The organism is Streptomyces sp. NPDC055955 (assembly GCF_042270245.1).
Taxonomy (GTDB): domain Bacteria; phylum Actinomycetota; class Actinomycetes; order Streptomycetales; family Streptomycetaceae; genus Streptomyces.
Genome location: NZ_JBHJYS010000002.1, coordinates 590,647 through 606,412 on the forward strand (window position 1 = coordinate 590,647; position 15,766 = coordinate 606,412).

The 15,766-nt window shown below is 70.3% G+C and carries 9 protein-coding genes; 6 read left to right on the top strand and 3 right to left on the bottom strand.

Annotated elements, in window-relative coordinates:
- Window positions 1-47: 47 nt before the first annotated feature.
- Window positions 48-1,247 (bottom strand): PucR family transcriptional regulator, encoded by a 1,200-nt coding sequence (locus ACFC96_RS05855; RefSeq protein ID WP_376610448.1) that lies wholly within the window; start codon window positions 1,245-1,247, stop codon window positions 48-50.
- Window positions 1,248-1,584: 337 nt separating this feature from the next.
- Between ACFC96_RS05855 and ACFC96_RS05860 the strand changes: the two genes are divergently transcribed.
- The 6 genes from ACFC96_RS05860 to ACFC96_RS05885 all read left to right on the top strand — a co-directional run bounded on the left by ACFC96_RS05860 (window position 1,585) and on the right by ACFC96_RS05885 (window position 12,344).
- Window positions 1,585-2,508, top strand: coding sequence for a TauD/TfdA dioxygenase family protein (locus ACFC96_RS05860; protein ID WP_376610449.1), 924 nt, complete (start codon window positions 1,585-1,587; stop codon window positions 2,506-2,508).
- 99 nt (window positions 2,509-2,607) lie between these two features.
- Window positions 2,608-3,906, top strand: coding sequence for an MFS transporter (locus ACFC96_RS05865; RefSeq protein WP_376610451.1), 1,299 nt, complete (start codon window positions 2,608-2,610; stop codon window positions 3,904-3,906).
- 48 nt (window positions 3,907-3,954) lie between these two features.
- Window positions 3,955-5,664, top strand: a complete 1,710-nt coding sequence (locus ACFC96_RS05870; RefSeq protein ID WP_376610453.1) for an aldehyde dehydrogenase family protein — start codon at window positions 3,955-3,957, stop codon at window positions 5,662-5,664.
- 118 nt (window positions 5,665-5,782) lie between these two features.
- Window positions 5,783-7,261, top strand: coding sequence for a long-chain fatty acid--CoA ligase (locus ACFC96_RS05875; protein ID WP_376610455.1), 1,479 nt, complete (start codon window positions 5,783-5,785; stop codon window positions 7,259-7,261).
- A gap of 86 nt (window positions 7,262-7,347) precedes the next feature.
- Window positions 7,348-8,409: a LuxR C-terminal-related transcriptional regulator gene (locus ACFC96_RS05880; RefSeq protein ID WP_376610543.1), complete on the top strand. Its 1,062-nt coding sequence runs from the start codon at window positions 7,348-7,350 to the stop codon at window positions 8,407-8,409.
- Window positions 8,410-8,498: 89 nt separating this feature from the next.
- Window positions 8,499-12,344: a S8 family serine peptidase gene (locus tag ACFC96_RS05885; RefSeq protein ID WP_376610457.1), complete on the top strand. Its 3,846-nt coding sequence runs from the start codon at window positions 8,499-8,501 to the stop codon at window positions 12,342-12,344.
- A 477-nt stretch (window positions 12,345-12,821) separates the two neighbouring features.
- Here the strand turns inward: ACFC96_RS05885 and ACFC96_RS05890 are convergent, their stop codons facing one another.
- On the bottom strand, window positions 12,822-13,955 hold the full coding sequence (locus ACFC96_RS05890) for a ricin-type beta-trefoil lectin domain protein (RefSeq protein WP_376610459.1): 1,134 nt from the start codon (window positions 13,953-13,955) through the stop codon (window positions 12,822-12,824).
- Window positions 13,956-14,235: 280 nt separating this feature from the next.
- Window positions 14,236-15,573 (bottom strand): ArgE/DapE family deacylase, encoded by a 1,338-nt coding sequence (locus tag ACFC96_RS05895; protein ID WP_376610460.1) that lies wholly within the window; start codon window positions 15,571-15,573, stop codon window positions 14,236-14,238.
- Window positions 15,574-15,766 lie beyond the last annotated feature (193 nt).

The window sequence follows — 15,766 nt, forward strand, 5'->3', positions numbered from 1 at the left end:
CTTGTGCCCGGGCACAAGCGGTCAAGAGGACAGGCGGGCGTCGGCGCCTACTCTCCGTTCACGCCGAGCCGCAATGCCCGCAGGGCCACGTAGAGTTCCGCGGCGTCCACCGGCCGGGTGGGAACCCGTCCGGTGAGTGCGGCGACGCGGGTCATGCGGTACAGCACCGTGTTGCGGTGGCAGTGGAGTTGTCGTGCCGCCTCGGCGGTCGATCCGCCGGCGGCGAACCATGCGTGGAGGGTGTCCAGGAGCGCCGCGTCGCCGGCTTCGTCGGTCAGCAGGGGCGCGAGGACGTTCTCGGTGAGTTCGCCCGCGGACTCGGCGTGGGTCGCGACGAATTCGTCGATCGGGGCGCTGCCGTAGCGGTGGATGCCCGCCGGTGCCGTGACGCACCGCACGGCGATCCGGGCCTCCTTCACCGCCCCGGGTGCCGCCGCGAGCGAGGTGAAAGGACGGCTCAGCCCGACCCGCGAGGTGGCAGCCCTCTCCACCATCCGCAGCGCTCCTTCGGTGTCGGCCTCGCTGACGGCCGCGACCAGGCCGATCCGTTCTCCCAGTTCGGTTGTCCATGCGGAACGGATATGGGCGTTGTCCAGCAGCGTGTCGACTCCCGGCAGCGGGTCCGTTCCGTGCTCCCCGATCTCGCCGACCACGACACGGTACGACGCCCGCTCGGGCAGGCCGAGGGCGCGAGGCACTCCCGCGGCGGGGACTCCGTTCGGGCCCCGGTCTTCGGCCGAACCCTCCAGGACGGCCAGCAGAGCGACCCGCCGGGAGACCTGCTCCCGCTGTGCTCTGTCGTCGGTCACGTGCCGGTACGCCTCCGCCGCGGCGGTGGTGAAACGTTCGAGTGTCCCCCAGAAGTGGGACGACCGGCGCAGCAGAGCGCTCGCCTGCTCGCCGTCCGCGGCGCGCGCGATCGCCCATTCCCAGATCTCCAGCCCGCCGAGGCGAAATCCGTGGAGCAGGCCGGAGACCGGCACGCCGTATTCGGCTTTGACCTGTCCGGCCCAGGTGGCGGCGTCGACACCGACGTCCGTCTCGCCGGACACCACCCGCAGGATGGCCTCGATGTTGGCCCGCACCACATCGTGGAGCAACTGCGGAGGAAGGGCGTTCTCTGCGAAGTCCTCTTCACCGGAGACGATCTGGCGTACGGCCGAGTCGGTGAGGTCGTCGACCGAGTCGAGCATGTCGGTGAAGACGTCGGCGTCGTGCGCCTCGGCAGGTGTGGCGGTCCGGCTCATGGCCAAGACGGTATCCGCTCCCCCACCAGCGCTCTTGTGCCCAGGCATAAAGAGGAACAGGCCACCTTGGATGCCCGCCCATAGTCAGCGGACCTCCCGTGCGCCATCTTTGCCTGCGTCAGGACTCCTTGCGTCACGAGCCGACATCCGGGGTTGCCATCGGCAAGACCGGATGCATCCGTCGAGCTCGTCGCCCGCGCCCTGGGGCGTAGCGCTGACCGCGTTCCGGATCTCTCCGCCGTCTAGGAATTGACGGACGCAGACCTTGGGCGCGGCATACCTCAATATCGATACCCCTGGTATCGAAATAGTACGCACTCTGGAGGAGACAACACCCATGGCTGCAGTCGACACCACCCGCCGGCCCACCCTGGACAAGCCCTTGATGCGCTACGGGCAGCGCGTCCTGAACCGCACCGCCCCCGGCAGCCCTGAGGCAGAGTTCCGGTTTCTGGGCATCCGCCCGCTCACTCCCCACATCGGCGCCGAGATCAGCGGCGTCGACCTCTCACAGCCGATCGGTGAAGAGCTCGCCGTGGAGCTGCGGCAGGCGCTGCTGGAGTGGAAGGTGATCTTCTTCCGTGACCAGCACCACTTCGCTTCGGAACACCACGTCGCGCTCGCGGCGGTGTGGGGCGAGCCGGAGGTGAACCCCTTCTTCCCCAAGGGCGACACGGTCGGCGTCTCCCGGCTGGCCAAGGACGCCATGGCCATCGGCAACGAGAACATCTGGCACAGCGACCACTCCTTCATGGCCGCCCCCGCCCTGGGTTCCGTGCTGCGCGCTGTCGAGGTGCCACCGGCCGGCGGCGACACGATGTGGGCGGACATGGCGGTCGCCTACGACAACCTCTCCGAGGAGATGAAGACCCGGATCGACGGTCTCACGGCCGTGCACGACTGGGTGCCCAGCTGGGGTGCGCTGATGACCGAGGAGCAGGTCACCCGGATGCGTAGGGCCCTGCCTGCCGTGGAGCACCCGGTGGTCGTCCGCCACCCGCAGTCGGGACGCAAAGTGCTCTACGTCAACGAGCCCTTCACCACGCGGATCGTGGGCCTGTCCGACGCCGAGAGCCGTGAACTGCTCGACGAACTGGTCCTCCAGGCCCGCATCCCCGAGTTCCAGGTGCGTTTCCACTGGCAGCCGGACTCCGTCGCGATCTGGGACAACATCGCGGTCCAGCATTACGCGATCAATGACTACTACCCGCAGCGGCGCGTCATGGAGCGCATCGCGATCGCGGGAGTCCCGCTCTCCTGAGGCGCCGATCGCCCCGGCGGGCCGCGCACGGGCCACGACGCCGCCCCGCCTCCTTGCGTGCCCACCCCCTCGTCAGCGCCCCTTCTCCGGAGGACCCCCGTGACCGCCGCCGACACCGCCCCCAGACCGACCGAGAATCAGACGGCAGGCCGTCACTCCGGCTCAGGCGCCCGCGCCTGGATCGTCACCGGACTCCTCGTGGTCTTCATGATGGTCAACTTCGCGGACAAGTCCGTGCTCGGCCTCGCGGCCGATGAGATCCGTACGGACATGGGCCTGTCCGCCACCGAATTCGGGCTCGCCAACAGCGCCTTCTTCCTGCTGTTCTCGGTCGCCGCCGGGGCAGTGGGACTGCTCGCCGACCGCGTACGGCCCAAGTGGCTGCTCCTGGCCATGGCCCTGCTCTGGACCGTCGCACAGACGCCGGCAGCCCTGGGCGGCGGCCTGGCCGTACTGGTCGGCTCTCGCGTCCTCCTGGGCGCGGCGGAAGGTCCCGCCTTCCCCGTCGCGCAGCAGGCCGCGCTCTCCTGGTTCCCCAACCACCGGCGCAATCTCCCCGGGGCGCTGGTCACCTTCGGCGTCACCCTGGGCGTGATGACCGCCGCCCCCGGCCTGACCTGGGTCATCCACCACCACGGCTGGCGCGCCGCCCTCTGGGTGGTCGCGGCCGCCGGTGCGCTGTGGGCCGTGTTGTGGTCCGTGTTCGGCGCCGACGGGACATACCGGAGCGACGCCGCGGAGACGCCGTCCCGTGAGCCTGCGGTGACGCCCACCTACCGTCGCGTCCTGGGCACCCGCACCTGGATCGGCACCACCGCCGCCTACTTCACCAGTTACTGGGCCGTGGCGCTGATGGTCGTATGGCTGCCCTCCTACCTGCGCAACGGCCTCGGCCACTCCTCCGACGCCGCCGGCAGGCTCACCGTCCTCCCCTGGGCGGTCGGCGCCCTCGCCCTGCTCGGACAGGCGGCGCTCACCGGGTGGCTCATGCGCCGTGGAGTCGGCAGCCGCTGGGCACGCGGCCGGGTCGGCGCGGGCCTGCTGCTGCTCGGCGCGGTCTCCTGTCTGGCGATACCCCTCGTGGACGGTGCGGCGGCCAAGACCGCGCTGCTGGCCGCCGGCTTCGGTCTGGGCGGATCCTTCGCCACCGTCGCGGTCACCACCGTCGCCGAACTGGCCCCGCCCGCGCGGCGTGGCGGTGCCCTCGGCACGATGAACGCCGTCGTGACCACCGCGGGCCTCATCGCCCCCGCAGTCGTCGGATCGCTGGTCGACAGCCGCGGCGCAGCGGGATACCAGACCGCCGTCGTGCTCTTGGGCGGCTTGCTGCTGCTGGGCGCGCTCGCCGCCTTCACCCTCATCGACCCGGCCCGCGACGCCCCCCGGCCGAGCGTCTGACACACCGGCCCCCTCAACTCGCCCACCCCTGCCCCCCTGGAGCAAACCGTGCACTCCACCGCTGTCGACACCGAACTGCTGGACCGGGCCCTCGCTGAGCTGCGCGACGGCGCCACGACGTGGACCATCACCCCGATCGCCGAACGGATCGCTCTGCTGGAGCGGATGATGCCGCGGATCGTCGACGGCGCCGCGGACATGGCCGCCGCCGGCGCCCGCGCCAAGGGATACGGACCCGACTCCCCGTGGGCGGCCGAGGACTGGATCGGCGCACCGTGGGCACTCGCGCAGAACGTCAGCGCCTGCCTGCACGTACTGCGCCGGATCGCGGCGGGCGAGGATCCGGTCGAGGCCGGGGCCGTGCACACCCGCGACGGCCGCACCCTGGTGGATGTCTTCCCCGCAACCGGCTGGGACGCTCTCCTGCTCAACGGGTTCACCGCCCAGGTGTGGATGCGCGCCGGCACCACCGCGCAGCAGGTACGGGACCGGGCCGCCGGCGAGTACCGCGGCCGGCCCGGACGCCCGGCCGTCGGCCTGGTCCTGGGCGCGGGCAATGTCGCGGCCATCACCGCGCTCGACATCCTCCACAAGCTCTATGCCGAGGGCCAGGTCGTCATCGCGAAGATGAACCCGGTCAACGCCTATCTCCGCCCGCACTTCGAGCGCGTTTTCGCGGAGTTCGTCGAGCGCGGCTGGGTGCGCTTCGTCGACGGCGGCGCGGGCGAGGGCGGCTACCTCTGCGCACACGAGGGTGTCGACACCATCCACGTCACCGGCAGCGACCGCACCCACGACGCCATCGTGTGGGGCACCGACGCCCAGGCGGACGAGCGCCGCCACGACGACAAGCCGCTGATCGGCAAGCCGTTCACCAGCGAACTGGGCGGGGTGAGTCCCTGCATCGTGGCTCCCGGACCGTGGAGCGCGGCGGACTTCCGCTTCCAGGCCGAGCACATCGTCACCAGCAAGATGAACAACTCCGGCCACAACTGCATCGCCAGCCAGATCCTGGTCCTGCCCCGGGAGTGGGACGGCACCGAGCGGCTGCTGGAGGAGATCAGGCGGGTGCTGCGGCAGCTGCCGCCGCGCACCGACTACTACCCCGGCGCCGACCGGCGCCTCGCCGCCGTACTCGACGCCCATCCGCAGGCCGAGACCCACGGCGACGGTGACTGCCGCATCGTGGTCCCCGACATCACCGGCCACGACGACATGCTGATCACCGGCGAGGTCTTCGGCAGCGCCCTCGGCGTCGTACGGCTCCCGGGCTCCACCGCTGCCGAATTCCTGCGCCACGCAGTCGACTTCGCCAACGACACACTCCCCGGCACCCTCGGCGCGACCCTCATCGTCCACCCCAAGACCGAGAAGACCCACCGCACCGCAGTGGACACCGCCGTCGCCGAACTGCGCTACGGAACCCTCGGCGTCAACTGCTGGTCCGCGATCGGCTTCCTGCTCGGCTACACCCCCTGGGGCGCCTACCCCGGCCACACGCGCCAGGACATCGGCAGCGGCATCGGCTTCGTCCACAACGCGTTCATGCTCGAGGACATCGAGAAGACCGTGCTGCGCGCCCCCTTCGCCCCCACTCCGCGCGGCCTGTTCACCGGCTCCCCGTCGCTGTCCCCACGCCCGCCGTTCTTCGTCACCAACCGCACGGCGCGTACGACCATCGAACGCGTCACCCGCTTCACCGCCGCGCCCGGTGTCGCCAAGCTCCCGGCCATCTTCGCCTCCGCGCTGCGCGGCTGACCACCCCACACTCCACACCCGAGCCAGACACGGCCCGCTTCCCCGCCCGCCGCGAGGCGTCACCGCCCGTGGTGTGCGGTCGGGCCCTGTTCGGGTACCTGAGACGAAAGGCCCCGCGATGAATGTCGCCGATCTCCTCAGCCGCAGCGCCGCCGCGCACGGCCCCCGCACCGCCGTCGAACTCGGCGACCGGTCGCTGTCCTACACCGAACTCGACACCCTCGCCGGCCGTGTGGCAGCGCTGCTCACCGCCCGCGGTGTCGCCCCGGGCGACCGGGTCGCCCTGATGATGCCCAACCTGCTGGAGTTCCCGGCCCTCTACTACGGCATCCTGCGCGCCGGCGCCGTCGTCGTTCCGATGAACCCGCTCCTCAAGGCACGCGAGATCGCCCACTACCTGGGCGACTCGGGTGCGGTGCTGCTGTTCGCCCACGAGTCGGCCACGGCCGAAGTGGCCACGGGTGCGCAGGGCACCGCGGCCGAGGTGATCCCGGTCGGGCCGGGCTCGCTCGCCGACCTGCTCGCCGCCCACCCGGAACCGGTCGCGGAAGCGCTCGGCGGCGGCCACGACACCGCGGTCATCCTCTACACCTCCGGGACCACCGGAGTCCCCAAGGGAGCCGAGCTCACCCACGCCGGCCTCACCCGCAACGCCGACATCACCGCACGGTCGCTGATCCGGCTGGGTCCCGATGACACCGTGCTGGGCTGTCTGCCGCTCTTCCACGCCTTCGGCCAGACCTGCTCCATGAACACCGCGGTCGGCGTCGGTGCCCGGCTGACCCTGCTGCCCCGGTTCGACCCGGTCCTGGCGCTGCAGACCGTCCAGCAGCGCGAGGTCACCGTCTTCGTGGGCGTGCCCACCATGTACGCGGCGATGCTCGCCGTGCACACCCAGCAGCCCGGCACCTACAGCTGCCCCACCTTGCGGGTGGGTGTCTCCGGCGGCGCTTCGCTGCCCGTCGAGGTCCTGCACGGCTTCGAGAGCGCCTTCACCTGTCCTGTACTGGAAGGCTTCGGCATGTCCGAGACCTCCCCGGTCGCCTCCTTCAACCACCCGGACCGTCCCCGTAAGCCGGGCTCCGTCGGCACCCCGATCGAAGGGGTCGAGATGCGCCTGCTCGACGAGCACGACGGAGTCGGCGAACTGTGCGTACGCGGCCACAACATCATGAAGGGCTACTGGGGCCGCCCCGAGGCCACGGCCGAAACCATCCAGGACGGCTGGCTGCGCACCGGCGACCTCGCGCGCGTCGACGAGGACGGCTTCTACTACATCGTCGACCGCAAGAAGGACCTGATCATCCGCGGGGGCTACAACGTCTACCCCCGCGAGATCGAGGAAGTCCTCTACGAACACCCCGCGGTCGCCGAGGCCGCGGTGATCGGCGTCCTGCACCCCACCCTCGGCGAAGAGGTCGCCGCCGCCGTCGCCCTGCTCCCCGACTCCGGGGCCACCGCCGACGAGCTGCGGGAGTTCGTACGGGCGCGGGTGGCCCCGTACAAGTACCCCCGCGAGGTCTGGCTGGTCGACGCTCTCCCCAAGGGGGCCACCGGCAAGATCCTCAAGCGCGAGATCGCGGCGCCGAGTTCCTGAGACCCCTTTCCCTGCCCTGCTCGTCCACGTCGGCCCGTTGTCACCGCGGGTCGGCGTGGAGTTCGTAAGGAGACACCTTGCTGGGAATGCTCGGAATTCCGCCGGAGCAGGAACGGCTGTACGTCACGCTCGTCGCCCACCCCGACAGCTCGCTCGCCGAACTCACCGGCTCTGCCGACGCTGTCCAGGACGCCGTCGCGGCGCAGCTCAGTGAACTGATCGCGAGCGGACTGGTGGTGGCCGAGGTGCGTGACCTGGCGTCGGCAGATTCTGCCCCCAGATTCCGTGCGGCATCACCGTCCGTGGCCCTGACCCCGATGCTGCTGCACCGTCGCACCATGCTCGACCGGACCGAGGCGGCGGTCCTCGCCCTTGCCGAGCAGCACCGCCATGCGACCTCGCCGGCAGCGGGCGGAGTCGTCGAAGTGGTCCACGGGGCCGGTGCCACCCGGCATCGTTTCACCCAACTGCTCGGCGGGGCACGGCAGGAGATCCTGGTCTTCCCGACCGAGGTGGCGGTCGCCGTGGACCAGGAATCCGCCGATCCGATGGTGGAGGACGCGCTGCGGCGAGGGGTGGCGGTCCGCACCGTGATCTCGCGTCATCATCTGCAGGCCGACGGGACGATGGCTGCCGCACGACAGTCCTCGGATGCGGGCGTGCAGGTGCGCGTGGCGGAGGACGTTCCCGTGCGCATGCTGGTGTGTGACCGGGCTACTGCCCTGATGTCACTCTCGCAGGAGGCCGGCTGCAACGAGGCGGACTCCCTCGTCATCCACGGCACCGCGCTCGTGCAGGCCCTCGCCGTGTTGTTCGAACAGTACTGGCGGCGCGCTCACCGGTTGCCGCTCGAGGCCGAGCCCAGCGATGCCGGGGAGCCGGGCGCAGTCGGTCCGACCGCCGAGGACCGGCTGATCCTCTCCCTGCTGGCGCTCGGGCTCTCGGACCGCAAGATCGCGGCTCAACTCGACATCTCCCTGCGGACGGTGGAACGTCGCCTGCGCTCCCTGATGGAGCTCGCGGATGCGCAGTCCAGGTTCCAGCTGGGCTTGTACGCAGCACGGCACGGCTGGCTGCCCGCTGACGAGAACGGGGCCGCCGACGTCACTGTCCCGGCATCCGGTGGCGGTCCTCCGCCGAGACGGTAGGCCGCCGCGCAGAAGGCGCCGCATTCCCTGACCGACCGCCAAGAATGACTCCACCCCTTGTTCCCCCGCAGAACCCGGAAGGCACACTCTTGCCATCATCATCCTCGCGCCGCCGCGGGCTGATAGCCCTCAGCACGGCCTTGGTCGCCATGGCGGTGACCCCGTCGAGCGCCTTCGCCGGCGGACCTGCCGTCGCCGCCGCGACCTCCGCGAAGCATGCCTCTGCCACCACGGACACGCATGTCGTCACTCTGATCACCGGTGACAAAGTCACCGTCAGGGCCCTTGCCGACGGCCGCAGTGTGGCCACCGTCGATCGGCCCGAGAACCTCTCCGGCGGCGTGCGGACGCAGACGGTCGGCAAGGACCTGTACGTCTACCCGGACGAGGCACTGCCCTACGTCGCCGCCGGCGTACTGGACCATCGTCTCTTCGACGTCACCCGGCTGATCGCCGACGGATACGACGACAAGCACACCGCCGGGCTACCGTTGATCGTTCAGTACGACGGCGGCGCGCCATCCAGCCGGTCCTCCGACCGTCCGGCCGGACTGACCGCCGGGCGTGGTCTCCAAGCGATCCACGGCGAGGCCGCAAGCGTCACCCGGTCCAAGACAGCCGAGATGTGGCAGGACCTCACCCCAGCCGGTTCGCTGACCCGCGCCCAGGCCCGCTCCGCCGCACTCAACTCCGGCAAGCCGCAGGCCCGTAGCCGGGCGGCATCCACCCCCGCGGTCTTCGACAGCGGCATCAGCCGGATCTGGCTGGACGGCAAGGTCAAGGCCACACTCGCCGACAGCACCGCGCAGATCGGCGCACCGGACGTGTGGAACACCGGTACCGACGGCAAGGGCGTGAACGTCGCCGTCCTGGACACCGGCATCGACACGGGACACCCCGACCTCGCTGGGCAGATCGCGGACTCGCAGAGTTTCGTGCCCGACCAGGACGTGACCGACCGCCACGCCCACGGCACCCACACCGCCTCCACCATCGCCGGCACCGGCGCAGCTTCCGGCGGCAAGGAGAAGGGCGTCGCCCCCGGCGCGCACCTGCTGGTCGGCAAGGTCCTCAGCAACGAGGGCTCCGGCGACGAGTCCTGGATCATCGCGGGCATGCAGTGGGCCGCCCAGACCAAGCACGCCAAGGTCATCAGCATGAGCCTCGGCTCCTCGCAGCCAAGCGACGGCACCGACCCGATGGCCCAGGCCGTCAACGACCTGAGCGACTCCACCGGCGCGCTGTTCGTCATCGCCGCCGGCAACTCCGGTTCGGGCGGCATCGGTTCACCCGGCGCGGCGACCTCCGCACTGACCGTGGGCGCGGTGGACTCGGGTGACAACCTCGCCGGCTTCTCCAGCTGGGGCCCTCGCTCCGTCGATGGCGCGCTCAAGCCGGAGATCACCGCACCCGGTGTCAACATCCTGGCCGCCCGCTCCCAGTACGCCTCGGGCACCGGCTCGTACACGACCATGAGCGGCACCTCGATGGCGACGCCGCACGTCGCCGGCGCCGCGGCGCTCGTCGCTCAGAAGCACCCGGACTGGAGTGGCCAGCAGATCAAGGACGCCCTGGTCAGCACTTCCAAGGCGACCCCGGACATCCCGCTGCCCAAGGGCGGCAGCGGCCGTGTCGACGCCAAGGCCGCGGTGCTCGGAAGCGTCCATGCGTCGGCCACCGCATGGTCCGGTTTCTACGCCTGGCCGCACACGGCGGACCAGCCGTCGGCGAAGACCGTCACCTACACCAACACCGGTGACACCGAAATCTCGTTGAACCTGGCCGCGAAGGCCACCGACGTGGACGGCGCCCCCGTGACGGGCAAGGTCTTCACCCTCTCCGCGCCCACCGTCACCGTGCCGGCCCACGGCACCGCGCAGGTGACCGTCACCGGCGACCCGGACGCCGCCCCGTACGGCGTCACCGACGGCCTGATCGAGGCGACCGGCACCGACGGCAAGGCGGTCGCGCACACCCTGCTCGGCATCAACCGCGAGGCCGAGCGCTACAACCTCACGATCAAGGCCACCGACCGCAGCGGCGACCCGATTGCGGGCCGGGTGGCGATCTACCGGACCGGCGACCAGTGGCCCGTGCCGGTCGATGTCCCGGAGAGCGGCCGGCTCACGCTGCGCCTACCGAAGGGCGAGTACTCGGCGGTCATGTTCGCGAACCTGCCCGGCGCGGCCGTGCCGGACGACCTCGGTCTCGGCGTGCTGTCCGTCCCGCAGATCAACCTGGACGGCGACCGCGAGGCGGACCTCGACGCACGCGAGGCGCACCGCGTCACCTCGGTGGCACCGCAGCACACGACGGACCTGACCACCAGGGTCGAGTGGAACCGGGTCACCGACGGCTACAGCCGCAACGAGAGCTACATGCTTCCGGTCGCCTACACCAGCGTCTGGGCGCAGAGCACGGCCAAGGTGACCACCGGCAGCTTCAATTTCGTCACCCGCTGGCGCAAGGCCCAGCCGCAGCTCACGCTCAAGGCCACGCAGCGGCCGCTCTCCGACCGGGGCGACATCGACCCCCTGCTCCAGAACGGTGCGCCGAAGCTCCCTGCGGGCACCAGCCGGATCGGCGTCGTCGACGCCGGCAAGGGAACGGAGGCCGACTACGCCGGGCTGGACGTCAAGGGCAAGGCCGTCGTGGTGACGTACGACCGCAAGGCCTCCTTCCAGGAACAGGTCAAGGCCAATGCGGCCCAGGCCGCCGCGGCCGCCGCCGCGGGTGCCGAGCAGTTGCTGGTCGTCAACGACGGCGCCGGACGGCTGAGCACCTGGTACGGCGCCGCCGACGCCGTAGCCACCGGCCCGATCCCGGTCGCTACCCTCCAGGCCGACGAGGGCGCGGCACTGATCGAGGCGGCCAAGCGTCGCGGCTTCGAGCTGAAGGTCACCTCCGCCGGCACCGGCACCTCGCCGTACGTCTACGACCTGGTCTACCGCCACGACGGCAACGTCCCGGCCACCGACATGGTCTACCGTCCCAAGCCGAGCGAGCTGGCCCGGCTCGACTCCCGGTACGCCGGCAAGTCCGACCCGAACGGCTACAACGGCCGGTACGACTTGCAGGACTTCGACACGTACGCCGTCGGGTTCGACACCCTCCAGCAGACCGGCACCACCCGCACCGACTGGGTCACCGCGGGCAAGGGGAAGTTCCGGTGGTACGAGAAGTCCGGCATCACCAACGTGGTGGAGGAGCGCGCGCCGGTGGCCGACCCGAAGCCGGGCTCCCGGACCGCCGACCAGTGGTTCTCCCCGGTGATCCACCCCCGGCTGGGCGACAGCATTCTGCCGAACCGGCAGGGCAGCGCCTTCTCTCTCAACATCCCCGCCTGGGGCGACGGAGGCACCCGCCACACCGGCTACGACTACGGCGACTGGCGGCCCACCCCGGGCCAGCTGCACCAGACAGTGTCCCTGTATCAGGGCGACACTCTGATCAAGTCCACCAACCACCAGCAGCTGAACGGCCTCTCCGGCACCCTCAGCCCGGAGCGGCTGCCCTATCGTCTGGTCACCGAGACCAGCCAGGCGACGGTCTTCCCGACCTCGCCGACCACACGTACCGAGTGGGGCTTCACCTCCGAGAACGGCTGGGTGAACCTTCCGCTGATCCAGCTCGACTACGGCGTGGACACCGACATCACCGGTGCAGCGGCACGCCGCACCACGCTCGCCCTGACCGCCTCCCACATGCCCGGGGTCACCGGTGCCGGGAAGGTCGACGGGGCGACCCTTCAGGTGTCGTACGACGACGGCTCGCACTGGATCCCGGCCGCCCTGCACAAGACGGCTGACGGCCAGTGGACCGTGGACGTCAAGGCGCCGAAGTCGGCCGAGCACGTGTCTCTCCGCGCCACCGCCAAGGACGACGAGGGCAACACGGTCAGCCAGACCGTGGTGCGCGCCTACACCCTGAAGTAAGCACCACTGCCCACGGGGGCCGCGGCCACAAGGGCGCGGCCCCCTCGGCGTGCATGGCTGCTCCGCCACTGTGGGAGTGGGAACGGAGTGGGTGCCAGAAACGTCCCCGTCGGCCAGGTGCACTGCGATAGCGGAGGTGTGGTGGGCAGGCCGGCAGGGTGGATGGAGAAGGCGTCAACTACCTTGGCCTCAGCCGCATAGCCCTTGTCCAAGATTCCGGGGAAAGCCCTGCGTCGAAGACTGACGGACGTTGTCGACAAGGGCTCGGGCGCGTACAACAACGGCACCGGGCCTCCCGGCGCTGCTCGGTTGGATTCGCATTCCCGAGCTGCCGAGAGGCCCTGTCTTCATGCGCGTACAACGGGAGGATCCCCCAGCGGGAAATCTGCTCGACCGCACGTTCCTTGACCGGTTGAGATACAGCGACTCACACCCGGAAGGAGAGGCGCCAGTCACGTGTGACGTGAGGGGTGAGGGTCAGGCGGGTGTCGTCCAGTTCTGGTTCGTGTTGCCGTTGCATGTGTAGACGATGAGGTCCGTGCCGTTTGCGCTGCTGCCGCCCCGTGCGTCCAGGCACTGTCCCTGGTTCATCAGCGTCGACCCACTGCGCTGCCATTGCTGTGAGGCCGATCCGTCGCACGTCTGCAACACCACGTTGCTGCCCGCGGCTGTGCCCGAGGCTGTCATGCACTTGAACAGCGCGTGCACCGTACCGTCATGGGCGAGCACCCAGTTCTGGTTGTCACCGCCGGTGCAGGTCCACAGTTCCAACAGTGTGCCGTCCGTGCTGCTGCTGCCGGTGATGTCGGCGCACTTGCCGCTACTTCCGGTGATCGCCCCGGACGACGAGTTGCCGATGGCGTCCTCGTGCACGCTTGCGCCCGAGACCTGGGTGACCTTTGAGTAGGCGGTGCATGTGCTGCTGAGCGATGTGCTGCTGATGGGCGAGGTGACCGTCGAGCCGTTGGTGGAGGTGCCCTGCGGTAGGTCGAACCGGGCGCGGGAGTACGGCTCGTCCTCGCAGCGGGCGGCGGCGTTGTTCCAGTCGAAGTACTCCACCCAGTCGAGCATTCCGGTCGCATCGACCTGTGCGCCCGTGCCGACCTGGATGCTGCCGAGCACGAACGACGTGCCCGCGGTGGTGTCGGTGACCGTTGCCTTGTACCAGCCGTTCTGGGTGTCCGGCGCGACCTGGTACGTGTAGTGGTGCCCGGCGACGAAGCTCTGATCAAGGCGGCAGGTGTACCCGGTGCCGCTCTCGGTGAAGGTCTGGCAGTACGTCCCTGTCGACCCGGGTGTCGCCGCCGTCGAACCCCACAGCGAGAACAGGAACATACCGGTGCCGGCGCGCTTGCGCTGTTGCCCGATGTACCCGTGGACGGTGTTGGTGAACCGGAACTGATGGGACCAGAAGACATTTCCCTGTGCGGGGTCCGCCTCGACAGTCGTGCCGAAGGTGACGTCGGTGAGTGTGCTCGTACCGGCGGGCGCAGAGTAGTACGTGTTGCTGCCGGGTGTCTGGCCGCCCGCGGCCTGTGCCGGCACGGCGAGGCCGAAACACGCGGCGGCGGCCAGGGCCGCGGTGACGCAGAGGGATCTGAAGCGGAGCAAGAAAACCTCCTCAATGGGAGCCTGCACACACCGAGGTGACGGGCAGGCGAAGCACATCTGGCATGCGCTCGGCATTCAGAGTCCAGCGTGGGAAAGTCACGGGACATGGACATCCTGAGCCCATGAGTGGATTTCTTCCGCTCCCCTCCCAGGCTGCCGACAGCCGGCTCCGCAAAGCGGCCGTCGCCCGCGGCGCGCTGCCGGCATTCGCTCGGACAGGACGTTGTTGGCGCTGGCGAAAGGGGCCCTCTTCACCGCGTGTTCATCGCCGTATGTCCTTTCAGGGGGCGGCGGCTGCGGGTGCCGTCATGTCGAGGGCGGCAAGGGCCAGTGCCTTCGCGGTGGCGACCAGGTCGCTGATCTCGATGTACTCGTCGATGGTGTGGAGGGTCGGGGAGCCGTCCGGGCGGGTGGCCGTGGGGCCGATGCAGACGGCGGGTGTGCCGCCGAGGCGGGTCAGCGTCGCGGCGTCCGTCCAGGACGGTTCGCCGAGTAGCCTCGGTGTGCGGCCCACAGCGGTGGCGGACGCGGTCAGAGCCCGTACCAACGGGTGCGTGGAGGGGACTTCGGCGGGCGGGAGTTCGGTGTCCCAGGTGAACCGGGGCGGGTTGGCGGTCAGCCAGCCGTCGTCGGCGCACGCTTCCCGTACCGCCCGCTCGATGTCGTGACGAACCCGGCTCGCCCACCCGCCACCGTCGGCCTGCACCGGCAAGTAGGTGACGTCCAGGGCGACTTCGCACGACGCCGGGTATGTCACCCACCACTCCCCGCCCTTGATGGTGGTGGGTACGATCGCCGGCGGGGGCAGGAGCGGGTGGGCGTGGGCTGGATCCTCGGCCCATTGTTCGCGCAGTCGCCGGAGGGCGGTGAGCACGGGCATGGTCTTCTCGATGGCGTTGACCGCTCCACCCGTACGCCAGTCGCCCGGCGGGTACTCCGCGTGCCCAGGGCGGCCGGCGACCGTGACCGTTCCGCCGAGTATGCCGCGCTGGGCGACGACGACGTCCAGGTCGGTGGGCTCGGGAACCACGGCCGCGTCGGCGCGTACGCCGTAGCCGACGGAGGCGAGCGTGCCCGCTCCGTTCCACTCCTCGTCGGTCACCGTGTTGATCAGCAGGTCACCGGGGAGCCGGATGCCGAGCGCGGCGAGCGCCTCGGCGACGACGACGGCCGCCGCAATGCCGCCCTTCATGTCGCAAGTGCCGCGTCCGTACAGCCGCCCGTCGCGCACCTCCGCTCGGAAGGGATCGCTCGTCCATTCCCGCCTCGGTTCCGCGGACACGACGTCGATGTGGCCGTTGAAGAGGAGCGAGCGAGCACCGGCCCCGCCGGTACCGGGAAACCGCGCGATCAGCTGCGGGCGTCCGTCGAAGCCCAGGCCCGGAGGTGTCTGCGGAGACACCGGCAGGTCCCCGGGCTTGGGCGTGAAGACGTCGACGGTGGCTCCGGCGGCGCGCAGGCGGCCGGCCACGTACTCCTGGAGGTCGGCCTCGTCGCGGGCGGGTTCGGCGGCGGCGCCGCGCACGGTCGTGTCGAAGCCCACCAGGTCGGCGGTGAGGCGGATGAGGTCGTCCGTACGTCGGTCGATCTCGGCAAGGACGTGAGAGGTAGTGGTCATGCGTATGCGATCCAAGTCGTCGTCAGGCCGGTGTACTTGTCGAACGAATGCAGGGACAGTTCACGCCCGAGGCCGGACTGCTCGAAGCCGCCGAAGGGCGTCGCGGGGCTGAGCGCGTCGACCGGCCCGCGCGATCCCCTTGCTCGTGGCGGGGTTGACGGTGGCGAAGGGCGCCGTCCGCCGCGGCGGTCCA